At 69.9% G+C, this 22,973-nt stretch carries 23 protein-coding genes; 15 read left to right on the top strand and 8 right to left on the bottom strand.

Features of this window, described 5'->3' with window-relative positions; translation table 11 throughout:
• Positions 1–15: 15 nt before the first annotated feature.
• Complete coding sequence (locus ABT061_RS36540; RefSeq protein WP_350926728.1) at positions 16–2,157, top strand: transglycosylase domain-containing protein; 2,142 nt, start codon at positions 16–18, stop codon at positions 2,155–2,157.
• 2 nt (positions 2,158–2,159) lie between these two features.
• Here ABT061_RS36540 and ABT061_RS36535 read toward each other — a convergent pair whose 3' ends face one another.
• Positions 2,160–4,160, bottom strand: a complete 2,001-nt coding sequence (locus ABT061_RS36535) for a thioredoxin domain-containing protein (protein WP_350926726.1) — start codon at positions 4,158–4,160, stop codon at positions 2,160–2,162.
• 402 nt (positions 4,161–4,562) lie between these two features.
• On the opposite strand from ABT061_RS36535, the gene ABT061_RS36530 reads away from it, so the two are divergent.
• Complete coding sequence (locus ABT061_RS36530) at positions 4,563–5,723, top strand: hypothetical protein (RefSeq protein ID WP_350926724.1); 1,161 nt, start codon at positions 4,563–4,565, stop codon at positions 5,721–5,723.
• A 99-nt stretch (positions 5,724–5,822) separates the two neighbouring features.
• Here the strand turns inward: ABT061_RS36530 and ABT061_RS36525 are convergent, their stop codons facing one another.
• The 3 genes from ABT061_RS36525 to mca all read right to left on the bottom strand — a co-directional run bounded on the left by ABT061_RS36525 (position 5,823) and on the right by mca (position 7,402).
• Positions 5,823–6,140 (bottom strand): GNAT family N-acetyltransferase, encoded by a 318-nt coding sequence (locus ABT061_RS36525; RefSeq protein WP_350926722.1) that lies wholly within the window; start codon positions 6,138–6,140, stop codon positions 5,823–5,825.
• A gap of 142 nt (positions 6,141–6,282) precedes the next feature.
• Positions 6,283–6,483, bottom strand: a complete 201-nt coding sequence (locus ABT061_RS36520) for a hypothetical protein (protein WP_350926720.1) — start codon at positions 6,481–6,483, stop codon at positions 6,283–6,285.
• A gap of 34 nt (positions 6,484–6,517) precedes the next feature.
• Positions 6,518–7,402, bottom strand: a complete 885-nt coding sequence (mca, locus tag ABT061_RS36515; protein WP_350926718.1) for a mycothiol conjugate amidase Mca — start codon at positions 7,400–7,402, stop codon at positions 6,518–6,520.
• A gap of 228 nt (positions 7,403–7,630) precedes the next feature.
• Between mca and ABT061_RS36510 the strand changes: the two genes are divergently transcribed.
• The 3 genes from ABT061_RS36510 (at position 7,631) to ABT061_RS36500 (ending at position 10,101) form a co-directional block, all read left to right on the top strand.
• Positions 7,631–8,059, top strand: a complete 429-nt coding sequence (locus tag ABT061_RS36510) for a DUF4307 domain-containing protein (protein WP_350926716.1) — start codon at positions 7,631–7,633, stop codon at positions 8,057–8,059.
• Positions 8,060–8,165: 106 nt separating this feature from the next.
• Positions 8,166–8,666, top strand: a complete 501-nt coding sequence (gene greA, locus ABT061_RS36505) for a transcription elongation factor GreA (RefSeq protein WP_343977738.1) — start codon at positions 8,166–8,168, stop codon at positions 8,664–8,666.
• 190 nt (positions 8,667–8,856) lie between these two features.
• Positions 8,857–10,101 carry a C40 family peptidase gene (locus ABT061_RS36500; protein WP_350926713.1) on the top strand — a complete coding sequence of 415 codons (1,245 nt, stop codon included), beginning with the start codon at positions 8,857–8,859 and terminating at the stop codon, positions 10,099–10,101.
• 180 nt (positions 10,102–10,281) lie between these two features.
• On the opposite strand, the gene ABT061_RS36495 is transcribed toward ABT061_RS36500, so the two are convergent.
• Entirely contained in the window at positions 10,282–10,890 is a 609-nt protein-coding gene (locus tag ABT061_RS36495; protein WP_350926711.1) for an acyl-CoA-like ligand-binding transcription factor, read from the bottom strand.
• Positions 10,891–10,974: 84 nt separating this feature from the next.
• On the opposite strand from ABT061_RS36495, the gene abmR reads away from it, so the two are divergent.
• From abmR to phoH2, 10 genes are all read left to right on the top strand, one after another.
• Positions 10,975–11,484 carry an ATP-binding transcription factor AbmR gene (gene abmR, locus ABT061_RS36490; RefSeq protein ID WP_350926709.1) on the top strand — a complete coding sequence of 170 codons (510 nt, stop codon included), beginning with the start codon at positions 10,975–10,977 and terminating at the stop codon, positions 11,482–11,484.
• 290 nt (positions 11,485–11,774) lie between these two features.
• On the top strand, positions 11,775–13,574 hold the full coding sequence (locus ABT061_RS36485; RefSeq protein ID WP_350926707.1) for a phosphoenolpyruvate carboxykinase (GTP): 1,800 nt from the start codon (positions 11,775–11,777) through the stop codon (positions 13,572–13,574).
• Positions 13,575–13,681: 107 nt separating this feature from the next.
• Positions 13,682–14,629 carry a TIGR04222 domain-containing membrane protein gene (locus ABT061_RS36480; RefSeq protein WP_350926705.1) on the top strand — a complete coding sequence of 316 codons (948 nt, stop codon included), beginning with the start codon at positions 13,682–13,684 and terminating at the stop codon, positions 14,627–14,629.
• 31 nt (positions 14,630–14,660) lie between these two features.
• On the top strand, positions 14,661–15,497 hold the full coding sequence (locus ABT061_RS36475) for an MbnB/TglH/ChrH family RiPP precursor modification enzyme (RefSeq protein ID WP_350926703.1): 837 nt from the start codon (positions 14,661–14,663) through the stop codon (positions 15,495–15,497).
• Positions 15,490–15,864, top strand: a complete 375-nt coding sequence (locus ABT061_RS36470) for an SCO6045 C-terminal-like domain-containing protein (RefSeq protein ID WP_350926701.1) — start codon at positions 15,490–15,492, stop codon at positions 15,862–15,864. Before ABT061_RS36475 ends, ABT061_RS36470 begins: the two co-directional genes overlap by 8 nt.
• Before the next feature lie 81 nt (positions 15,865–15,945).
• Positions 15,946–16,146 carry a hypothetical protein gene (locus ABT061_RS36465; RefSeq protein WP_350926699.1) on the top strand — a complete coding sequence of 67 codons (201 nt, stop codon included), beginning with the start codon at positions 15,946–15,948 and terminating at the stop codon, positions 16,144–16,146.
• Between the two features lie 37 nt (positions 16,147–16,183).
• On the top strand, positions 16,184–17,140 hold the full coding sequence (locus tag ABT061_RS36460) for a DUF7064 domain-containing protein (protein ID WP_350926697.1): 957 nt from the start codon (positions 16,184–16,186) through the stop codon (positions 17,138–17,140).
• Positions 17,141–17,252: 112 nt separating this feature from the next.
• Positions 17,253–17,705 (top strand): hypothetical protein, encoded by a 453-nt coding sequence (locus ABT061_RS36455; RefSeq protein ID WP_350926695.1) that lies wholly within the window; start codon positions 17,253–17,255, stop codon positions 17,703–17,705.
• 79 nt (positions 17,706–17,784) lie between these two features.
• Positions 17,785–18,552, top strand: a complete 768-nt coding sequence (locus ABT061_RS36450) for an isoprenyl transferase (RefSeq protein ID WP_343977706.1) — start codon at positions 17,785–17,787, stop codon at positions 18,550–18,552.
• A 242-nt stretch (positions 18,553–18,794) separates the two neighbouring features.
• Entirely contained in the window at positions 18,795–20,117 is a 1,323-nt protein-coding gene (phoH2, locus tag ABT061_RS36445; protein ID WP_343977703.1) for an RNA 5'-3' helicase PhoH2, read from the top strand.
• 139 nt (positions 20,118–20,256) lie between these two features.
• Here phoH2 and ABT061_RS36440 read toward each other — a convergent pair whose 3' ends face one another.
• The 3 genes from ABT061_RS36440 to ABT061_RS36430 are packed head-to-tail and all read right to left on the bottom strand — an operon-like array spanning position 20,257 to position 22,879.
• Positions 20,257–20,805: a hypothetical protein gene (locus tag ABT061_RS36440; RefSeq protein WP_350926692.1), complete on the bottom strand. Its 549-nt coding sequence runs from the start codon at positions 20,803–20,805 to the stop codon at positions 20,257–20,259.
• Positions 20,802–22,208: an ATP-binding protein gene (locus ABT061_RS36435; protein ID WP_350926690.1), complete on the bottom strand. Its 1,407-nt coding sequence runs from the start codon at positions 22,206–22,208 to the stop codon at positions 20,802–20,804. Before ABT061_RS36435 ends, ABT061_RS36440 begins: the two co-directional genes overlap by 4 nt.
• The gene (locus ABT061_RS36430) at positions 22,205–22,879 is read right to left on the bottom strand and encodes a response regulator (RefSeq protein WP_030910870.1); all 675 of its coding nucleotides are present in this window, start codon (positions 22,877–22,879) and stop codon (positions 22,205–22,207) included. Before ABT061_RS36430 ends, ABT061_RS36435 begins: the two co-directional genes overlap by 4 nt.
• Positions 22,880–22,973: the final 94 nt, after the last annotated feature.

The raw sequence follows: 22,973 nt of genomic DNA, 5'->3' as shown, positions 1-22,973 counted from the left end.
ATCGGGGGGTCACGCGTGCTAAAGGGCGGGACGGGCAGTCCCAGGAGGAAGCTCCTGCGGATCACACTCATCGTCTTCGGCGTCGGTGTCATCTCGGTGATCGGCCTGCTCGGGGTGGTGTGGGCGATGACCCCCATCCCGGACAGCACGCAGCCCAGAGCCACCGCGCAGGGCTCGGTGATCCTCTACCGCGACGGCAAGACCGTGCTGGCCAGGCAGGGTGTCAACCGCAAGAGCGTGACCCTGGACAAGGTTCCGCAGAGCCTGCGGAACGCGGTCATCGCCGCGGAGAACCGCTCGTTCTACAACGACCAGGGCATCTCCCTCAAGGGCACCTTCCGGGCCATGTGGTCCACGGTCACCGGGCAGCAGCTTCAGGGCGGCTCCACGATCACCCAGCAGATGGTCCGCAACTACTACAGCGGTCTCAGTCAGGAACGTTCCATAATCCGCAAGCTCAAGGAGATCATGATCTCCCTGAAGGTGGACCAGTCGAAGTCGAAGGACTGGGTGCTGGAGCAGTACCTCAACACGATCTACTTCGGCCGGGGCGCCGACGGGGTCCAGGCGGCGGCCGACGCCTACTTCCGCAAGGACGTGGGCAAGCTGACCCTCGCCGAGGGCGCCTATCTCGCCGCGGTGATCCAGCAGCCCTCCAGGTTCGCCGACCCGCAGGGCGCGGACCTCTACGCGGCCAGGGACCGCTGGAGGTCGGTGATCGACGGGATGGTGGCCATCGGGGCCATCACCTCCACCGAGGCCGCCGAGGTGACCTTCCCCACCCTCAAAAAGCCCAAGGCGATCTTCGCGCCCAAGGGGCAGGAGGGCTACATGCTCGACCAGGTGGCGGCCGAGCTCAAAAGCAGGGGCTACACCGACGAGGTCATCAACCAGGGCGGGCTGAAGATCGTATCGACCTTCGACAAGAACCTGATGGCCGCCGCCGAGCGCGCCGTCACCTCGGTCCTGCCGGAGAACACCCCCAAGAAGGTCCGCACCGGGCTGGCCGCCGTCGATCCCGCGACCGGTGAGGTCCTCGCCTTCTACGGCGGCCGCGACTACGCCGCCAACAAGTTCGACAACTCGTTCTCGGCCAAGGTGCAGGCCGGATCGACCTTCAAGGCGTACACGCTGGCCGCTGCCCTGGACAACGGCTTCGGCCTGGACACCAGGGTCGACGGCAACTCGCCGCTGCGGATCGCCTCCGCCGACATCCCCAACTCGGGCGGCTACTCCTACGGCCAGGTCAACCTCGTCAAGGCGACCCAGAGCTCGGTGAACACCGCCTTCGTCGACCTCGCCCAGAAGGTCGGCCTGAACAAGGTGGTCAAGGTCGCCGAGGCCGCCGGAATCCCCGGCAAACAGCTCGACCCGCATCGGGCCGCGGCCACCCTCCCGCTCGGCGTGGCCTCGGTGAGCGCGGTGCAGAACGCCTCGGGCTTCGCCACCTTCGCCGCGGAGGGCGTCCACCGCGAGGCCCATGTGATCCGTTCGGTCACCGACGCCGACGGAAAGGTGGTGAAGAGCTCCACCAAGGGGAGGCGCGCCTTCAGCGAGCAGGCCGCCATCGACGCCACCTACGCGCTGACCCAGGTCGTCGAGGCGGGCACCGGCTCGGGCGCCCGCCTGTACGACCGCCCCGTGGCGGGCAAGACCGGCACCACGGACGAGTCGGCGGCCGTGTGGTTCGCCGGGTTCACCCCGCAGCTGGCGACGGCGGTCAACATGTTCCGCGACGACAACAAGCCGGTGACCGTGAACGGCAGCGCCCAGTACGGCGGATCCTATCCCGCCCAGATCTGGCGCGCCTTCATGACCGAGGCGATGGACGGCAAGCCGGTCAAGGAGTTCCAGGAGCCGTCCAGCTACGGCTACGCCAACCCGTACGACGACTACGGCTCCGGCGGCCGGTACGACGACCAGGGCGGTGACCAGGGCATTGTCACCCCCAACCCCGACGAGCCCGGCACTTTCGGCCCCAGCCAGAGCACGAGTCCCGGACCGGAGACCCCCGGCCCCGGCCAGACCTCGGCTCCGGGCGACGAGAGGCAGGGCGGCCCCTCCGGTAACGGCCCGGAGGGCCCGGACGGAGGCGGCGACGGGCCCGGTCTCGACGGCCTGGGCCGCCGTGTCGTCGCCCCCGCGGGGGGCGAGTGACCCTACCCCCCGCCCGCCAGTTCGGCTCGCAGGGCCGTGGGGGTGATGACGGGCATCCGGCAGGTGAAGCCACGGCATACGTAGGCCGCGGGCGCGCCTCCCACCAGGCCCCGGCCGGCCAGGAGCGGGATCTCGCCGGAATCGGGCTCCCCGAGTGCCAGGACCAGGCCGGGCAGGGGTGACATCAGAGCGGCCCGGTGCAGGGCCGCCGTCGCCGGATCGTCGGCCGGCCCCACGACCGCGACCTCGATCGGGCCGGCCACCGCCGCCTGTGCCACCGCCAGGCCCCACCCGGCGAACCGGGCGTGCCTGTCGGCCAGGACGGTGACCGTGCCCAGGGCCGCCTCGGCCGCCGCCCTGTGCCGGGACGAGCCGGTCAGCGCCGCGTACGACAGCAGCGCCCCCGCGGCGGCGAACTGGCCGGAGGGGGTGGCGTTGTCCGTCGGGTCCTGCGGGCGCTGGAAGAGCCGCTCGGCGTCGTCGGCGGTGTCGTAGAACCCGCCGGAGCCATCGGAGAACCGCTCCAGAACGGTCTCCAGCAGCGACTCGGCCCGCCGGAACCAGCGGACCTCCCCGGTCACCCCGGAAAGGGTCAGCAGGCCCTCAGCGAGGTCGGCGTAGTCTTCCAGGACCCCCGCGTTGGTGCCGGCGCGGCCGTCGCGGGACGTGCGCAGCAGCCGGTCGCCGTCCAGGTGGAGGCGGTCGATCAGGGTGGCCGCCTCGCGCGCCGCCTCGACGAGGTCCGGCCGGTCGAACAGGGCGCCGGTCTCGGCGAGGGCGGCGATGGCCAGGCCGTTCCAGGCGGCCACCACCTTGTCGTCGCGCCCGGGCCGCACCCGGCGGGCCCGCGCGGCCAGCAGCGCGGAGCGTACCCGGGCGAACCGCTCGGGATCGCTGGGGTCGTAGGGGAGCTGGAGCACCGAGGTGCCGTGCTCGAACGTCCCCGTCACCTCGAACAGGTCGATCGCCCAGGCGCCGTCCTCCTCGCCGAGGACCTCGCGGAGCTCCCGGGGGGTCCAGGCGTAGAACTTGCCCTCCACGCCCTCGCTGTCGGCGTCCAGGGCGGAGGCGAAGCCCCCCTCGGGGGTGCGCATCTCGGCCAGCAGCCAGTCGGCGGTCTCCAGCGCCACCCGCCTGCCCAGGGCGGAGCCGCCTGAGCGCCACCAGTGCGTGTAGACCCGCAGGAGCAGGGCGTTGTCGTAGAGCATCTTCTCGAAGTGCGGCACCACCCAGTCCGCGTCCACGCTGTATCGGGCGAACCCGCCGCCGAGCTGGTCGTAGATGCCACCCCTGGCCATGGCCTCCAGCGTCCGGTCGGCCATGGACGTCGCCGCGTTCGCGGTCGCCCGCGTGTCCTCGCCGGCAGGGGTCGCGCCGTAGCGCAGCAGGAACTCCAGGGCCATCGACGGCGGGAACTTGGGCGCTCCGCCGAAGCCGCCACGGGCCGAGTCGAAGGACTCGGCCAGGCTCTGCACGGCCCGGGTGAGCGTGCTCGGCGTGGGCAGCGGCCCCGACGGCATCGCCGACTGCTCGTTCAGCGCCTCCACGATCTTCGAGCTCTGTTCGAGCACCGCCTCCCGGTCGCCGTTCCAGGCGTTCGACACCCCGGCCAGCAGCCGCTGGAACTGCTGCCTGGGAAAGTAGGTGCCGGTGTAGAAGGGGTGACCCTCCGGGGTGGCGAAGACGGTCATCGGCCACCCGCCCTGGCCGGTCATGGCCTGGGTGGCCGTCATGTAGACCGCGTCGACGTCCGGACGCTCCTCGCGATCGACCTTCACGTTGACGAAGTGCTCGTTCATCAGCGCGGCCGTGCCGGGGTCCTCGAACGACTCGTGAGCCATTACGTGACACCAGTGACACGCCGAGTAACCGACGCTGATCAGCAGGGGTACGTTCCGTCGCCGTGCCTCCGCGAAGGCCTCGTCCCCCCAGGCGAACCAGTCGACGGGATTGTCCGCGTGCTGCAGCAGGTAGGGGCTCGTCGCGTCCTTCAAGCGGTTCATGAAGACCCTTCCGGTGTACGCGGTGCGTACTTCTCCTCGCGAGGTGCGCGGAGATCGCGCGTCACGGTTCTTCTCACCCTAGACCGAGAGAGGGAAACCGACACTTGGCCGGACCCCGGTTGACGGCCACGGGCAGGGCGCCCGTCCCCGGCGCCGGCAGGTTCCGCCATGAGAGCGCCGCCCCGGGGTTCCGGGGCGGTGCTCTCGAGGACGGCCGCGAACGCCCTGCCCACGCGCCGATCGCTCCGGTGGTCCGGCAGGCTTGCGTGTGTCAGGGACCCGGGTCGGCCCCTTCCGGCGGGGTGGGCGGTCGTCTTCCCGGACGCCTCCCGCGACGGGGCTCGCGAGCCGCAGGCCGGGGGAAGGTGTGTTCATCGCGCTTCGGGCGTAGGCTCACTGGGCGTGGATCTCGACTTCGTCTGTGTGCACGCCGGAAGGGCGGCTTCCGAGCTGACCCGGCGTGATGTTGCCCGCGCGCTGCTCGCCGTGCCGTCCGGAGTGGCGCTGGTGGCGCTGCCCGATCTGAGGCGGGCGCTGCTGGCGGCGGGCAACCCGCTGTCGGTGCCGTTCTGGGACTCCGCGAAGGCGACCCTCAGCGCGATCGAGTCCGGTGGCGCGACCGTGGGGGACGTACAGCGCTGGATGGAGTCCACGGGCACCGAGCCGCTCCTGCTCACCCGCAGCTTCTTCGTCTGGCCCGAGGAGGACGAGCGGGGACCGGTCGGCGAGGAGATGTTCAACCGGCTGGTCGCCTACCTGGAGGAGCGGGTCGCCGCGGGGGAGATCGACCCGGACGCGCTCGCGCGGGGTGACGAGCAGGCCAGGGAGGTCTACGCGGACTTCCAGGAGCGCTGGCTCACCGGCCCGCTGCCCGACGGGCGAGTCCCGGGAACCGCGGTCTCCGACGAGCAGGACGAGGAGCTGTTCGCCGCCTGGGACGAGGAGGAGGCGTTCGCCCTGGGCGAGCTGCGGCGCATCCTGGCCGAGCTGCCCGAGCCCGAGCGGCCGGTCAGGGAGCTGCGGGCCGCGGCCACCCGGTTGCGCGAGGTGCTGGCCGGCCCCGGCTATCCGGGAAACGTGCTGCGGGCCTGCGCCGGGTACGAGGGGGAGCCGCTGCCGGCCGACGACGAGGAGCTCTGGCTGACCGTCACGGCGGGTATCGCGGGGCCGATCTCCGACCTGCCGGAGGAGGAGGACCGGCTGGAGGTCTTCACCGACCTGGACGGGGAGCTCAGCCACGAGGACTCGGTGCTGGCCGCCCTGTGCGCGATCCACCACGCCGACTGGCTGGCCGTGGTCGCGGCCCTGGCCAGGCGCGGTCCCGGGGTGCTGGCCTCGCCCGAGCGGATCGCCCGGCTCATCGCCGAGTCGGAGGACATCGACGTCGACATGGACGAGCCGGAGGACCTGGAGGCGGCCGAGACGCTCTTCAGCTCGGTCACCCCGCTCTGGGCGTGTCTCGGGATCGTCGACAGGACCGAGGTGCTCACCCCACTGGGCCGCTGGGGCCTGCCCAGGGCGCTGGAGCGAGCCTGGTCCTCGACGGACGCCCTCGGGGACTGAGGGCGAGGGCCGGTCCTCGACGGAGCGACGGCCGGGACGCGCGGGGCGGTCGGTCGGCCGGGCCCGGAGAGCCGGGTGCCTGCCGTACGGCCGCCGGGGTCAGGCGTCCTCGTCCAGGAGGTCGAGGTAGCTCTCCGGCACCAGATCCCGGTATTCGGGGTGGCGCCGGATGTAGCCGGCGATGAACGGGCAGAGCGGCACGACCATCCGGTCGGAGGCGCGGCTCGCGTCGAGAGCCGCGGCGGCCAGCCGCCCGCCCAGGCCCCTGCCCTCGAACTCGGGGAGGATCTCGGTGTGCGTGAAAATGATCTTCCCGGACCGGAGCCGGTACGCGGCGAACCCGGCGACCCCGCCGTCCAGCAGGATCTCGAAGCGGGCGGCCTCGTGGTTGTCGGAGACCTTGATGTCGTCGGCCATGCTCGTCCTCGGGGTGTCGGCCCTGCCGGGCGGGTTTTTCGCGCGTGTCAGGCCGTCACCGGCCGGGATCAGGCGATGTGGATGATCGCCCCCGGTCGCCCCTCGATCGCCTCCGGCAGGCCGGGGACGTACGCGGAACGGGCTAGGGGGCGGTCGGTGTCGTGCTGCCGGCGGTGCTCTGCTGCTTCCTCAGCTCGGCCTCGGAGGGGACCTCGATCCTGGAGATCTGCCTCCTCATCGACTTGACGAGCAGGTAGAGGGCGACCCCCATCGCCGCCACGACGAGGAAGCCCACGAGGCCAGGATTGACGACGGACTCATCGAGGACGTTAGGTGTAATCACACGTCAAGTCTGCCACCGCCGCCTCCCGGTCGTGTCAGTGGCAGGCGTGCGAGACCGTGTCCGCGTGGATTCCGGTGAACAGGTCGTCCTCGGGAAGCTCGACGTCCACGAGCGCGCGGGCCAGGTGGTAGTCCTCGGTCGGCCAGATCTCACGCTGCAGGTCGCGCGGGCAGACGAACCAGAAGCCGTCCGGATCGACCTGGGTGGCGTGCGCGAGCAGCGCCTCGTCGCGGATCTCGAAGTAGTCGCCGCAGGGGACCCGGGTGGTCACCGGCCACTTCTGCGGGCGGTCCTCCCAGCGGGAGATCCAGTCGGCGTAGGGGGAGCCCATGCCGCGGGAGTTCATCGCCTCGTGCAGCGCCTCGAACCGGTCCTTGGTGAAACCCATGTGGTAGTAGAGCTTCAGGGGCTGCCAGGGCTCACCGGTGCCCGGGTAACGGTCGGGGTCGCCCGCCGCCTCGAACGCCTCCACCGAGACCCGGTTGGTCATGATGTGGTCGGGGTGCGGATAGCCGCCGTCGTCGTCGTAGGTGAGGATGACGTGCGGCCTGAACTCGCGGACGGCCGCCACCAGCGAGGCCGAGGCGACCTGGAGGGGCTGCAGGGCGAAGCAGCCCTCGGGTAGTGGTTCGCTCTCGTCCTCGGGCAGGCCGGAGTCGACGAACCCCATGAAGCGCTGCCGCACGCCGAGGATCTCGCGGGCGCGCTCCATCTCCAGGCGCCGCACCTCGCCGATGTTCTCCAGGATCTCCGGGCGCTCCATCTTGGGGTTCAGGATCGACCCGCGTTCACCCCCGGTGAGCGTACAGACCAGCACGTCCACGCCCTCGGCCACGTAGCGCGCCATGGTGGCGGCGCCTTTGCTCGACTCGTCGTCGGGATGCGCGTGGACGGCCATCAGCCTGAGTGGTGCACTCACGGGCTCGGTGTCTCCTCTGTGTCGGTCGCGCTTCGGATCGTCGTCGGTCGCCTCGCGGACGGCCTAACCTGGCCGTATCCCCCGCTCCGCTCGACGCGGTGCCCCGCGCGCCCTCGGCTTACGTCACTCTGTAAAGAGGTTAGTTTCTCTTGGGCGGTCGCGAGGGCGAGGCCCCCGCAGGGGACAATTGTCTCGGATAACACCGAGGTAGTGCAGGGAGATTCCGTCATGGCCACCAGCGAAGCCGAGAAGGGCCGTCAGAACGGCCCGATCCTCGGCACCCCGGACGATTTTCCCGACCGTCCGGAGCGCAGGGGACGCTTCGTCGTGCACGTCGTGATCGCGATCCTCTGCGCCGTGTGCGCGGGGGGCTGGGGCTACGTGATGTGGGCGTCCAAGGGCAACACGGAAGTCATCGACCAGCTCATCGCGTTCGATGCCGACCGCGGCGATTCTGCGCAGATCATGTTCGAGGTCTTCAAACCAACCGAGCGTGCGGCGCTCTGCCGCCTGCGGGCCACCGACGTCAGCCACGTCGAGGTCGGCAGCAAGGAGGTCAATATCCCGGCTGGTGAGGGGTATGTTCGGCTTACCGAACGGCTAGAGACCAGTGCTCAGGCCACTTCCGTTCATGTCCAGTACTGCTATCTCGTATAGTGAGACATTTGAGGAGGCGGACGAAGGCCTAACTTGTTAGCCTGTCGAGATTCGACCGTCCGCAACCCCCAAGCACGAAGCCCCCTAGAGGAAGCAAGGAGAACCCGTGGCCGACTCCCACAACGAGAGCGTCACCTGGCTCACTCAGGAGGCGTACGACCGCCTGAAGGCTGAGTTCGAGCATCTCTCGGGGCCCGGGCGCGTCGACATCGCCAAGAAGATCGAGGCGGCCCGCGAAGAGGGCGACCTGAAGGAGAACGGCGGCTACCACGCCGCCAAGGACGAGCAGGGCAAGATGGAGGCCCGCATCTTCCATCTCCGTCAGATCCTGGACAGCGCCAAGGTCGGTGAGGCACCCCGCACCGAAGGCGTGGTCGGCCCGGGAATGACCGTCACCGTCCGCTTCGAGGGCGACGACGAGGAGGTCGCCTTCCTGCTGGCCTCCCGCGAGGAGAGCGGTGCCCCGATCGACGTCTACTCGCCCAAGTCGCCTCTCGGCTCGGCGATCAACGGCAAGAAGATCGGTGAGAAGGCGACCTACACCATGCCGAACGGCCGTTCCAACACCGTCGAGATCCTTGAGGCCGTGCCGTACGTCGGCAACTGACCTCCCCATACTCCGATGATCCGCCGGGACGGATGTCCCGGCGGATTGCCATGTCTTGGAGGATTTGGCGGAGGGTTTGTAGTCTTGCGGCCGTATTGCAGATAAGACGCTTTTTGGTGGGTTTGTGTGCATCGCCGGGCGGTGTACGGCACCCTCATAGAGCCGGCCCGGTGGGAGAAGGGGATATGTCGTGTTCGATCGGCGGCCACGTGTCTCCGACCTGATCTTCCAGGCCCGCCAGGACCTCGCCTACCGCCCCCGTCTCCGCTACAGCCGCCGCACCGCCCGTCTGATGAGGCAGGCGGTCCCGATCCTCGCCGTTCTGCTCGTCGGCGTGCTGTCCATCGGTCTGATGATCTACACGCAGATGCCGGAGGCCGATCCGGAGACGGTCACCATGCGCAGGTCCGTCGCCACCGTGCCGACCCAGGTGGCGAAGCCCGTCCAGCCCGCGCAGGCGCCCGCTCCGGTGGCGCCGCTGACCTCGATGCGGAAACCGCATCTTTTCGTCGTGGCGCCCAGGCCGCTCAGTTCGGCGGTGGTGGCCAAGGTCGCCCAGCTCTCCGGGGTGCGGGCGGTGGAGCGCGCCGACGCCGCGGAGGTGATCCTGGACGGCAAGCGGGTTCAGACGCTCGGGGTGAACCCCTCGACGTTCCGCGCCTACACCCCCAAGCCGACGGCGCGCTCCGACAGGCTCTGGCGGAACGTCTCGGCGGGGGAGGTCGCCGTCTCCTTCGTCCTGGGCAACGACGGGGGCATGCCGCTGGGCAAGACGTTCACCACCGCCGGGCAGAACCTGCGGGTCGGCGCCTACGCCACGATGGGCATGGGCGCCATCGACGCGGTGGTCTCCCGGCCGACCGCCCGCGCACTGGGCATCCCGGAGAACAACGCGCTCGTGGTGAGCGCCCCGAAGGCCGACTCCGCGAAGCTGCGCCGCGCGCTCCTGCGCGTACTGCCCAAGGGAGGGCAGGTCGCCGTGATCAACCCGGTGCTGACGGTCCCCCGGAGCACGAACTGGCCGGCCGGTTCCTTCATGACCACTCCCCAGGTCAGGACCGCGCTCGCCGCCGCGATCAGCAAGCTCGGCCGCCCGTACGTGTGGGGCGCGGAAGGTCCGGACAGCTTCGACTGCTCGGGCCTGGTCCAGTGGGCGTACGGCCAGGCGGGGATCACGGTGCCCCGGGTGACGCACCAGCAGTTCGTCTCGGGCCCGCAGATCCCGCTCGCCCAGGCCCAGCCGGGGGACCTGCTGTTCTGGCGGCACGACCCCACCAACCCCGGCTACGTCTCGCACGTGGCGATCTACTGGGGGGACGGCAAGATGCTGCATGCTCCCAGGACCGGCGACGTGGTCAAGCTCGTCCCCGTCACCACCCGCAACTTCGCCGGGGCCGTGCGGGTCAGCCCGGCGGTCGCCGCCCGCGTCCGCTAGGTCCTGTCCTGTGGATCTTGCCGTGGCGAGGATCGGTCAGGTGGTGTCTCGCAAGGCGGAGGAGGGAGCCGCAGCGTGCTGCGGTGACCGACGACAACGCGGCGAGGCGCCGCCTGACCGACCGCGGTAGGCAAAAGATCCGCAGGACAGGGCCTGGGCCCCGTCCCTTGGATCTTTCGGCTACCGCGTGCCGGTGAGCGGGAGGCCGGCGGCGAGCCGGACGAGGGCGGTGTCGAGGAGGTCGGGCAGGTTCTCCGAGGGGTTCGCGGCCCAGCGGGCGATGGAGGGGAGCATGGCTCCGATCACCGCGGCGGCGAAGGTCTCGACGGCGAGGTCGTGGGGATCGCGGCCGGTACGGGAGGCGATCTCCGTACACATCGCCGCGTGCGTGCCGGCGGCGGACTGGAGCCGCCTGGCCCGCAGCGCGGGCACGGAGAGGATGAGCCGGGTCATGGCGGCGGCCCGCGAGAAGTCCTCGGCGCGGAAGCCCTCGAACACGGTCCGTACGGCCTGCCGGAACGCGTCGACGGGTGTCGCCCCCGGGCTGCTCTCGCGGAGCGCGGAGACGATCAGCGAGTCGTACCCGTCCTGGACGACCACGTCCTCCTTGGTGGGGAAGTAGCGGAAGAAGGTGCTCGGCGACACCTCCGCCGCCTCGGCGATCTGCTCGACGGTCGTGGCCTCGTATCCCCGCTCGGCGAACAGACGCAGCGCGTGCTCCTGAATCGCACGGCGGGTCTTCGCCTTCTTGCGCTCGCGCAGCCCTCCGGCGCGTTGGGGTGATCTCATTCGCCGATTCTCGCGTCTGCGCGGGCCGCCATGGACAGCGGCCGTGAACGTTGTAATCTAAATTACATGGAAAAAGATAAAACAATGGAGAAGCTGCGCGGCTGGTTCTCGGGAAGGCTGCCCCGGGAATGGTTCGAAGGCGAGCCTGAGATCGTGCTGGACCGCGAGGAGATCGCGGTGGTCGGCAGGCTCCAGGCTCCCGTGCTCGGCGACGACGTCTCGGAGGTGGAGCGTTCCGCCGCGCTGGAGGGCGGCATCCTGCGCTTCCGCGAGGAGACCAGGGAGCGGCGCGTGGAGATCGCGCTGGAGGCCGAGCAGCGATTCCGCAGGAAGGTCTCCTGGGGGGTCGCGGTCGGCGGCGAGACGGTGATGTTCACCACACTGTCGGTGCCCGTCATGACCAGGCTCAGGCAGTCGGAGCGCCGGGTGCTCGACACCCTGGTGGCCGCGGGGGTGGCCCGTAGCCGCAGTGACGCGCTCGCCTGGTGCGTACGTCTGGTGGGCGACCACACCGACACCTGGCTGGCGGATCTGAGGGACGCGCTACGGCACGTCGACCGTGTCCGGGCCGCCGGGCCCGACGTGAATTCCTGAGGCTGGGCAGCGGGAACGGCCGATAAATTGGTCTGAACCTGTCCGCTGATTGGTTTAGACCTTTCTCATTGGCCTATACCACTGCGGGAAAGGCTTTTTTAGGGCCGTTTTTTCTGGGTAGGGGTTTCAGAGCCCTGTGGCTCCTGCCAGGCCATACGCCTCCGGGGGCGCCGGGCCGGAAGCGCCTTGACATCTGATCGCGCGAATTCACTGGTCTACGCCAATTGGATTAAGTGTGGTTTCGTCGTCAATGATGTTTTGGCCCCGTGAAGCGTAAAGGAGCCCGAGCAGTGTCCCTTACCGTAGACGTGAACACCACCAGCCCGACCAGTCATGCGGAACTGGCCGAATGGGTCAGGGAGATCGCCGAGCTGACACAGCCGGACCGGATCGAATGGTGCGACGGCTCCGAGGCCGAATGGACGCGCCTGACGAACCTGCTGGTCGAGCGAGGGACCTTCACACGCCTGGCCAAGCGGCAGAACAGCTTCCACGCCGCCTCCGACCCCAGCGACGTCGCCCGGGTCGAGGACCGGACCTACATCTGCTCCGAGCGCGAGGAGGATGCCGGGCCGACCAACAACTGGATCGCCCCCGCCGAGATGCGCCGTACCTTCGGCGAGATCTTCAAGGGCAGCATGCGCGGCCGGACGATGTACGTCGTGCCGTTCTGCATGGGGCCGCTGGGTGGTGAGATCTCCCAGCTCGGTGTGGAGATCACCGACTCGCCGTACGTGGTCGTGTCGATGCGCGTCATGACCCGGATGGGCGAGGACGCGCTGCGCCTCATCGAGGAGCGCGGCGGCTACGTCAAGGCGGTCCACTCGGTCGGCGCCCCGCTCGAACCCGGTCAGGACGACGTGCCGTGGCCGTGCAACGCCTCCAAGTACATCAGTCACTTCCCCGAGACCCGCGAGATCTGGTCCTACGGCTCGGGGTACGGCGGCAACGCCCTGCTCGGCAAGAAGTGCTACGCACTGCGGATCGCCAGCACGATGGCCCGGGACGAGGGCTGGCTGGCCGAGCACATGCTCATCCTCAAGCTCACCCCGCCTTCGGGGGAGACGCGCTACGTCGCGGCGGCCTTCCCGAGCGCGTGCGGCAAGACGAACCTCGCCATGCTCCAGCCGACCATCCCGGGCTGGAAGGTCGAGACGATCGGCGACGACATCGCCTGGATGCGCTTCGGTGACGACGGAAAGCTGCGGGCCATCAACCCCGAGGCGGGCTTCTTCGGCGTCGCTCCCGGCACCGGCGAGTCCACCAACGCCAACGCGATCGAGACGCTCTGGGGCAACAGCATCTTCACGAACGTCGCCCTCACCGACGACGGCGACGTGTGGTGGGAGGGCCTCACCGACCAGCCCCCGGCGCACCTGACCGACTGGAAGGGCCGCGACTGGACGCCGGAGTCCGGCGAGCCGGCCGCGCACCCCAACGCCCGCTTCACGGTCCCGGCCGCGCAGTGCCCGACGATCGCCCGTGAGTGGCAGGATCCCGCGGGCGTGCCGATCTCGGCGATCCTGTTCGGCGGGCGCCGTGCCAGCGCGGTCCCGCTGGTGACGGAGGCGCTGAGCTGGCAGCACGGTGTCTTCATCGGGGCCAACATCGCCTCGGAGAAGACCGCCGCCGCCGAGGGCAAGGTCGGCGAGCTGCGCCGCGACCCGTTCGCGATGCTGCCCTTCTGCGGCTACAACATGGGCGACTACTTCGCCCACTGGCTCAAGATCGGCCAGCGTGAGAACGCCGAGCTGCCGCGCGTCTACTACGTGAACTGGTTCCGCAAGAACGACGAGGGCAAGTTCATCTGGCCCGGTTTCGGAGAGAACTCCCGCGTGCTCAAGTGGATCGTCGACCGCCTCAACGGCCGGGCGGAGGCGGTGCGCACCCCCATCGGCCTGCTCCCCGCCGGGCTCGACACCGACGGCCTCGCGGTCTCCGCGGAGGACATGCGGACGCTGCTCAGCGTCGACGAGGAGATCTGGCGGCAGGAGGCGGCGCTCATGCCCGCCTTCTTCCAGACCTTCGGCGACCACCTGCCCCGTGAGCTCTGGGAAGAGTACGAGGCACTCGTCGCCCGCCTGGGCTGACACCGGCAAAGGGGTCGAAGACGGGGGAAACTTCTGACAGGCTTTGCGCGTCCAACCGGATACACGGGACGTCACGCCTGCGATCCCTTTCCCCTGAGGAGGCGGACATGGGGTTCCCGCTGTTCGTCATCGCCTTCGCCGCGGCCCTGGCCATCGTCTCCACGGCCTTCACGCTTGGCCGTGAGCACCGCCGGGTCCGCTCGGCGGTGACCCGCCACCACGGCGGGCCACCGACCCCCTATGAGCTCGCCTACCTCTCCGGAGGCCCGCGCCGAGTGGTCAACACCGCGCTCGGCATGCTGGCCAAAGCCGGGGTGATCCGGGTCTCGCGGGGCGGTCAGGTCAGCCTGGTCGCCGGGGCCCTGCCCTCCTCCGACCCGATCGAGCACGCCGTCACGGCGGCGCTCGCCCAGCGCGGAGGCGTCGCCCCGGTGGGCGAGCTCCGCCACGCGGTGGCCGGTGGACAGGCCGTCGACGGCCTGCACTACCGGCTGCTGGGGCTGGGCCTGCTGGTGCCCGAGAACGCGCTCGACCATGCGCGGGGACTGCTGAACCGGCTCCTGGTCACCTCGATCGTCGCGCTGGTCCTCACGGTGGGCATCCTGGTCACGGGCGCCAGGGGGAGACTCGGCACCGCGGCGCTGCTGGTGGGACTGATCGCGGCGCTCTTCGGGTTCTCCGTCTACGCGCGGCACAAGCGGTTACTGCGCGACGTCCTGAGCCGCGCGGGCCACGACGTGCTCGTCTCCGCCCGCAGGGTCTACGTCCGGGGCGCCCGCCCCGTCACGCCCGGCCTGGCCTTCGCCGTCGGCATCCCCGTCGCCCTGTACGGGCTGGGGGAGCTCGACGAGCCGGGCCTTGTGGAGGAGCTCCAGCGCCAGAGCGTGAGTGGTTCCGGGAGCGGCTGCGCGGTCGGCGCCTGCGGTGGCGGTGGCGGCGGTGACTTCGGATCCGGGAGCTGGGGCGACTCCGGTGGCGGGTCGAGTGACGGTGGCGGTTGTGGTGGTGGGTCCGGTTGCGGTGGTGGGTGTGGCGGGGGCGGTTGCGGTGGGTGAGCGTCCCCCGGTCGCCGCGATGAGGGCCGCGATGAGGACGGTCGCCGACGGGGCGCTCCCGGCGGTGGTCGAGCCGGGTGTGGGCATCGGCTGGCGGCCGGAGATCGACCTGACCGTGGAACGGCTGCCCGGGGTCGACTTCGTCGAGGTCGTCGCCGAGAACATCGACCCGGCCCGGCTCCCCGAGTCGCTGCGGGTGCTCCGCGCCCGGGGAGTGCCGGTGATCCCGCACGGTGTCGGGCTGGGCATCGGCGGTGCCGAGCATCCCGACCCCCGGCGGCTGGCGCGGCTGGCGGACTGCGCGCGCGCCCTGGAGGCGCCGCTGGTCAGCGAGCACCTGGCCTTCGTCAGGGCGGGCGGCATGGAGGCCGGCCACCTACTGCCGGTGCCGCGTACCAGGGCCGCGCTGGCCGTTGTCGCGGAGAACGTGCGGCGGGCGCAGGAGGCGCTTCCCGTCCCGCTGGCCCTGGAGAACGTCGCGGCCCTGTTCGGCTGGCCGGAGGACGAGATGACCGAGGCCGCCTTCCTCGGAGAGCTGGTGGAGATGACTGGCGTCGGGCTCCTGGTCGACGTGGCGAACCTCTATACGAACCAGGTCAACCTGGGTCTGTCGGCCACCGCCGCGCTGGACGGCCTGCCGCTGTCCGAACTCGCCTACGTCCATGTCGCCGGGGGCCACTCCCGCGGGGGGCTGTGGCACGACACCCACACCGCCCACGTCCCCGAGGAGGTGCTGGACATCCTCTCGGAGCTGTGCGCCAGGGTCGATCCGCCGGGGGTGCTGCTCGAATGGGACGACGACTACCCCAGCGACGGTGCGCTGGAGCGGGAGCTGGGCCGGATCCGCGGCGCGATGTCCGGTGTCTGAGGACGCGGCCAGGGAGGCACTGGCCGGGGCACAGGCGGCGCTGATGGCCGCCCTGGTGGCGGGGAAGGAGGCGCCGCCGGGGTTCGACAGGGAGCGACTGCTGATCCAGGCGTCGAGTCTGATCTCCAAGCGGCGCAGAACGGTGGCCCGTCTCCGGCCCGACCTGGCCGCGCTGCTCGGCGACGGCTTCGCCGCGGAGTTCGACGCGTACGCGCGAGGCCGCCCCAGGCCGCCGGGCGGCTCGCACGCCGACGCCCGCGACTTCGCCGACCGGCTGCGCGCGGCGGGGCGGCTGCCGGAGGAGCCCGTCGCCGTCGAGCCGGCCCCCGGGCCCCGCCGATGGTCACCCTTCGCCAGGCGCCGTTAGAAACTCGTGGCCTTCCTTGTTCGTCCATGTTCGTCCCCTGGGTAGTGGACCTCGGGAAGGGACGTCATCCCGGAGGTCGGCATGCACATCACCAAGATCATTATCACCGTGCTCGTCGTGCTCCTTCTGGTCGCCGGGCTGGTCGCGCTACGCCTGGCCGTGCACTCCTCGCGCGCGCGCCGTTCAGCCGGCGCCAGGGGCCGGAAGGCCGGAACGGCGGCTGCCAAGGGCGCCGAGAGCACCGAGGGCTCTGTGCGGCGGAGGCGCCGTCGGTTAGGTTGAGTCGGTACCTGATCGAGTGCCTGTGCCGGGAGTGACCGTGGGGGATTTCGCCGATCACGCGACCTGGCCGCTGCGCCCCGAGGACGAGGGGACGCATCCGGCCGGTGCCGAGCCGCTGTGGAGCGAGTCGGTCTACCTCGACTTCACGGCCGAGGACGGCTCGCTCGCCGGTTACGTCCGGCTGGGCCTGTATCCCAACTGGAACCGCGCCTGGTACTGGGCGTGCCTGGTCGGCGCCGGCCGGCCCACGGTGCTGCTGGTCGATCACCATGTCCCGCTCCCCGGTCCCGACCTCGCGGTGCGGGGCGAGGGCTTCCAGGCTACCCACGACGTGACGCTCCCCATGCGGTCCCTGCGGGTGAGCCTCGAGGCCGGGGCGGCCGCCGTCCTTTCCGACCCCGCCCTGGCGTACCGGGACCTGGACGGCGCCGCCACGACCCCGCTGGCGTTCGACCTGGAGTGGCGGAGCGCCGGTGAGGCCTACCCCTACAGCTTCGTCCCGCGCTACGAGGTCCCCTGCGAGGTCGCGGGGACCATCCGGGTCGGTGACGAGGAGATCGCCTTCTCCGGCCATGGTGAGCGCGATCACAGCTGGGGAGAGCGTGACTGGTGGCAGCTGTCGTGGCTGTGGAGCTCGGGCCGGCTCGACGACGGCACGTTCTTCCACGGCATGCGGGCGAACGTGGGTTTCGAGATGCCCTGGCCCTGCTTCACGGCTCCGCCGGGCGGGGCGCTGGAGCACCGTGAGGGCTTCACCGCGGCGAGCGAGTTCGGGGAGGACGGATTCCCGTCCGGGGCGCGGCTGGAGGTGCCGGGGATGCCGATGACCGTCGTCCCGCTCGCCTTCGCCCCGGTCGCCATGACGTCGCCGGACGGGGAGATCGCCCGCTTCCCGCGTGCCCTGTGCCGGTTCGAGGCCTCCGACGGGCGCCTGGGGTACGGATGGACCGAATGGCACCAGCCACCCGGCTGGCGGGGACATGGATGGCGTTGATCACGTTTTGATGGTCTGAGCCGGGGATACCCTCTCTGAGGTGGGGGGAGTGCGTTGTCTTGATGGTTCTTATCTGACCGTTACGCCGGTGGCGTGCCGGGACAGTGTCGGTATGCCGTACGAGATAACGCTCGAACTCCATCGCGACGGCGCGCTGTACGGGACGGTGGGCGAGCGCTGCGGCTGGATTCTCACCCGCCTGGCGCGCGGGGTAGCCGAGGCCCGCGCCGGCCACGAGGCGCGGTGGCCCGATCCCGACGACCGCTTCCCCGGCGACGCGGAACTGTTCGCCTTTCGTTACCGGGCCAGGAACGGTGTCGTCGGCGGGGGCGAACTCCGCTGCCAACTGCGCACCATTCCGATCTGGGTTCCCGGACGGCGAGGACCGGCCGGGGCGTGGCGGCTCACCAGGAGAGCGTTCCTGGAGGCGTGGGGCGGCGGCGGAGTGGGTATGCGCGCCGTGCTCACCTCGGCTGAGCTGGGGGTTTTCGTGGAAGAAATCCTCGCAGAGGCCGAAGAATGCCTAGGACCATACAAGCCGGGCAAGTCGGCCAGATCCCTGTAGAGGGGGCGGAGGGGTCCGCGGGACGGCGATAATTGCCTGTCAGCGCCCATTCATGGCGGGTGCTGAGGGAGGGGCTCCAATGGGCGTGCGCGATCTCGTCTATCGACTCTACGAGCGCCGGCTCGAAGCGAAGCTTTCCCGTCAGCGGGAGATGTTTCCCCGGCACGTCGGCGTGATCGTTGACGGTAACCGCCGCTGGGCGCGCTCGATGGGCATCGACGACGTGAGCCGCGGGCATCGCAAGGGCGCGGACAAGATCTCGGAGCTGCTCGGCTGGTGCCGCGAGGCCGGTGTCGAGGTCGTCACCGTGTGGCTGCTCTCCAGCGAGAACATCAACCGTTCCAAGGACGAGCTGGACCCCCTGATGAAGATCATCGAGGACGTGGTCCAGGAACTCGTGGCCGACGGCTGGCACATCAAGCCCATGGGTGCGCTAGATCTTTTGCCGGATCACACGGCTCGTGTGCTTAAAGATGCAAAAGAAGCGACATCACATCGTCCCGGGTTGATTGTGAACGTTGCCGTTGGGTATGGAGGAAGGCGTGAGATCGCTGATGCGGTGCGCTCCCTTCTCCAGGAGCACGCGAGCAAGGGCGCGAGCATCGAGGACCTTGTCGAGGTCCTCGATGTGGAGCACATCGCGAAGCATCTCTACACGCGCGGCCAGCCCGACCCGGATCTGGTCATCCGCACTTCGGGAGAGCAGCGGCTCTCCGGCTTCCTGCTCTGGCAGAGCGCCCACTCCGAGTTCTACTTCTGCGAGGCCTACTGGCCTGACTTCCGCAGGGTCGACTTCTTGCGGGCCCTCCGCTCGTACGCCGCGCGGCACCGTAGGTACGGTTCCTGAAACACCACATGAACGACCCCTTTCGGTCAGTCTTAAGCAGTTGGAAGTAGGGCATTCAGGACGTACCGTAAGAAGTAGGAGAGCACGACTCACCTACGCCGGAGAGGGCCCGCCTTTGCGTCACGATTCGCTGAGGAGGGCCGGTTCCCGGTCCCTGCTCGGCGTTCTCGTGAGCGGGTCCGAGGCCGGTCCGCATCCCAGCTCATGGCAGGGCGCCGTCCTTGGCGCCCGGGGGAGAACGCGTGGCAAACCCTTCGTCCTCACCCACGTCGCCGGCAGTCAAGCGGCGCACGTACGTCCTGGACACCTCGGTGCTCCTGGCGGATCCAACGGCGATGAGCCGTTTCGCCGAGCATGAGGTGGTCATCCCGATCGTCGTCATCACCGAGTTGGAGGGCAAACGCCATCATCCAGAGCTCGGATACTTCGCGCGCAAGGCGCTGAGGTACCTCGACGACCTGAGGGTGACGCACGGACGGCTGGACGAGCCCATGCCGATCGGCGAGGGCACCATCCGGGTCGAGCTCAACCACAGTGACCCGTCCATCCTGCCCGTCGGGTTCCGGCTCGGCGACAACGACACCCGCATCCTGACCGTGGCCCGTACCCTCGCCGCCGAGGGACACGATGTGGTGCTGGTCTCCAAGGACCTGCCGATGCGGGTGAAGGCCGCCTCCATCGGTCTCGCCGCGGACGAGTACCGGGCCGAACTCGTGGTCGAGTCCGGCTGGACAGGCATGGCGGAGCTCCAGGTGACCTCCGAGGACGTCGAGGTGCTCTTCGAGCACGGCACCGCCGACCTGGAGGAGGCTCGCGACCTGCCCACCCACACCGGCCTGCGGCTGCTGTCGAGCAGGGGGTCGGCGCTGGGCAGGGTGCTGCCCGACAAGTCGGTGCGGCTGGTGCGCGGCGACCGCGAGGTGTTCGGCCTGCACGGCCGCTCCGCCGAGCAGCGGATCGCGCTCGACCTGCTGATGGACCCCGAGGTCGGCATCGTCTCGATGGGCGGCCGGGCGGGCACCGGAAAGTCCGCGCTCGCCCTCTGCGCGGGCCTGGAGGCGGTGCTGGAGCGCCGCCAGCACCGCAAGGTCATCGTCTTCCGCCCGCTGTACGCCGTGGGCGGCCAGGAGTTGGGCTACCTGCCGGGTTCCGAGAACGAGAAGATGAGCCCGTGGGCCCAGGCCGTCTACGACACCCTGGGCGCGGTCACCACACCCGAGGTGATCGAGGAGGTGATGGACCGGGGCATGCTGGAGGTGCTTCCGCTCACCCACATCCGCGGCCGTTCCCTGCACGACGCCTTCGTCATCGTGGACGAGGCGCAGTCGCTGGAGCGCGGGGTGCTGCTCACCGTGCTGAGCCGGATCGGCGCCAACTCCCGGGTCGTCCTCACCCATGACATCGCCCAGCGCGACAACCTGCGGGTGGGCCGGCACGACGGCGTCGTGGCGGTGGTGGAGAAGCTCAAGGGGCACCCGCTGTTCGCGCACGTCACGCTGACCCGCTCGGAGCGCTCGCCGATCGCGGCGCTGGTCACCGAGATGCTGGAGGACATCACGATGTGACGGGTGTCCTGGACCTCCAGGCATGATCGCGCGAAGCGCGGTCGCGGGTGTCGTGAGGCACCCGCGACCGCGCTTCGCGTGTCATTCGCGGGTCAGCGGGCGCCGGCCGTGGCCCCCGACACCGGGCGTCAAGGAGCGCTCACGGCGGCAGCCGCACGCCGGGGGCCGCGAGCTTACGGAACTCGAAGCAGGTGTGCTCGCCCATCGACTCCGGGACTCCGGGGAAGAGCCGGGTGATCTCGACGCTCCAGATGCTCTCCTGCTTGTTCTGCCGGATGGTGCAGGTGATCTGGGCGAGGCCCTCCTTGGAGATCCTGCCCTCGCCCGTGATGATCACATTCAGCCGGTAGCCCAGGCTGTCGTCCGGATCGTTGCGCTGGTCGGTGTTGTCGGAGTACCGGGTGGTTTTGGTGTCGTAGTGGCTGAAGTTGTTGAGCGCGCTGGTCAGCCCCCGTTTCGGCGGCTGCTTGCCCGCCCGGAAGAGGGTGTCGATGATGTTCTTGGCCGAGTCGGAGACCACCGGGATCCTGGCCGGTTCCAGCCGTCCGTCACGGAGCAGATAGACGGTCACCCAGGTCGGGCTGTAGCTGATCACCGGCGGGCGGCCGTAGTCCTGGACCTCGGTGGGAGAGATGCCGCATCCGCACAGGACCGCGAGGGCGGCGAGCAGGCAGGTGAGGCGTCTCATGCCGGGGGCAGCCAGACCGTGAAGAGGGTTCCCGGCCGCTGCGCGCGGACCGAGATCGTGCCGCCGTGCAACTGGGCGTTGGCCCGCGCGATGGACAGGCCGAGCCCGCTGCCGTCGCCCCGGGCGCCCGCCTTGTAGAAGCGGTTGAACACAAACGGCAGATCCTTGGCGGGGATGCCCTTGCCGTGGTCGCGCACCTTCACCTCCAGGCCGTTCGGAGTACTGCGGGCGGTCACCATCACGGGAGGCTCCCCGTGGCGTAGGGCGTTGCCCACCAGGTTGGCCACGATGACGTCGAATCTCCGGGGATCGACGGAGAAGACCAGTCCCTGGGGCACGTTCACCCGTACCTGGTCCGACCAGCCGCGCATCTCCAGGCAGTCCCAGATCACGTCGATGATGTTCACGGTGTCCACGTTCAGCGTCGCGGTACCCGAGTCGAACCGGCTCGCCTCGATGAGCTGCTCCACCAGGGTCCGCAGCCGCGCGATCTCCCGCAACACCAGCTGCACGGCGGCCGCGGGCTCGGGTGGCAGCCGCTCGGCCTCCTCGGAGAGCATGTCGGTGACCGCGGTCATCGCGGTCAGCGGGGTCCTGAGCTCGTGGGAGACGTCGGCGACGAAGCGGCGGGACATCGCCTCCAGCGAGCGGAGCTCGGAGACGCTCCGCTCCAGGGCGGCGGCGGTGTCGTTGAACGTGGCGGTGAGTTCGGCGAGCTCGTCCTGGCCGTGCACGGGCAGGCGGGTGTCCAGGTGGCCGGCGCCGAGCGCGCGGGCCGCGGAGCCGAGCCGCCTGACCGGCAGCAGGAGCTGCCGGGCCGACAGCAGTCCCATGGCCAGTGCGATGATCAGCATGGCGACGCTGGCGACGGCCAGTGGCTGCCGCAGGCCGCTGAGAAGGCGCTCCTCCTCGATGAGGGGGGCGAACACGAAGACGGTCATCCCGGTGGGCTGGGCGGTGTGAATGGGCTCGATCCGCCAGACCGGGGTGCCGATGAGCAGCCACATGCCGCCGTTGATGGTCTGCCGCTTGGCGACCATCCGCTGGGTGGCCCTGGCGGCGAGGTCGCCGGGGACGTTCTTGATGCCGAATTCGCCGTCGGGGTAGAGGAAGTCCTCGTAGCGGACCACCACCCTGCCGCCCTGCGGGCGCAGGCTCTTCTGCAGCGCGCTGATCTCGTCGTCGGTCGGCGGGCTGTCTCCGGGCCAGAGCGCGCCGATGGGCACCCTGATGCCCTCCAGGATGTCGCGCACGTCGCTCACGGCCACCTGCTCGGCACGTCCGATCATGCGGCTCTTGACGAACTCGTAGCCGATCCCGGCGACCAGCGAGGAGGCGGTGACGGCGATCAGGGTGAAGGTGATCACCAGACGGCCGCGCAGGCCGGTGTGGGTCCGTTTCACGGTGGGCTGAACCGGTAGCCGAATCCCCGTACCGTGTGGATGAACTCGGGCTCGGCGGGAACCGCCTCTATCTTGGCGCGGACCCGCTGGACACAGGCGTCGACCAGCCGGGAGTCCGCGACGTGCGTGTGGTCCCAGACGGCCCGCAGCAGGTATCTGCGGTTGAGCACCTGGCCGGGATGGCGGACGAGTTCGAGCAGGAGGCGCAGTTCGGTGGGGGTGAGGTGGACCTCGCGGCCGCTCAGCGACACCTTCAGCGCGCCCCTGTCGATGACCAGGTCGCCGAAGGTGATGCGGTCGGAGGCGACCGACTCCATCCGGCGCAGGACGGCGCGGATGCGGGCGTCCAGCACTCGCGGCTCGACCGGCTTGACCACGTAGTCGTCGGCCCCGGCCTCCAGCCCCACGACCACGTCGAGGTCGTCGCCCCTGGCGGTGAGCAGGATCACCGGAAGCTGGTCCAGCCTGCGGATGCGGCGGCACACCTCGACGCCGTCGATGCCGGGCAGCATGACGTCCAGGATGGCGATCTCGGGGCGGCGGGACCTGATGTGCTCAAGCGCCTCCTCACCGCTGGCGTATGCGGTGACGGAGTGGCCCTGCCGGGTGAGCGCCAGCTCAAGCCCGGTCCTGACCGAGGGGTCGTCTTCGACGAGGAGGATGCCTGCCACCGGGTAATCATTCTCCCAAGGCTTGGATGGATCTGCCAGGTCACGAACCCTGACATAAGGCAAACAGTACCTGAATAAGGTAGTCAAACCATGA

The organism is Streptosporangium sp. NPDC002544 (assembly GCF_040295965.1).
Lineage (GTDB): Bacteria > Actinomycetota > Actinomycetes > Streptosporangiales > Streptosporangiaceae > Streptosporangium.
The sequence above is the reverse complement of the archived record's forward strand: the minus strand, read 5'-3'. Positions and strand labels throughout refer to the sequence as shown.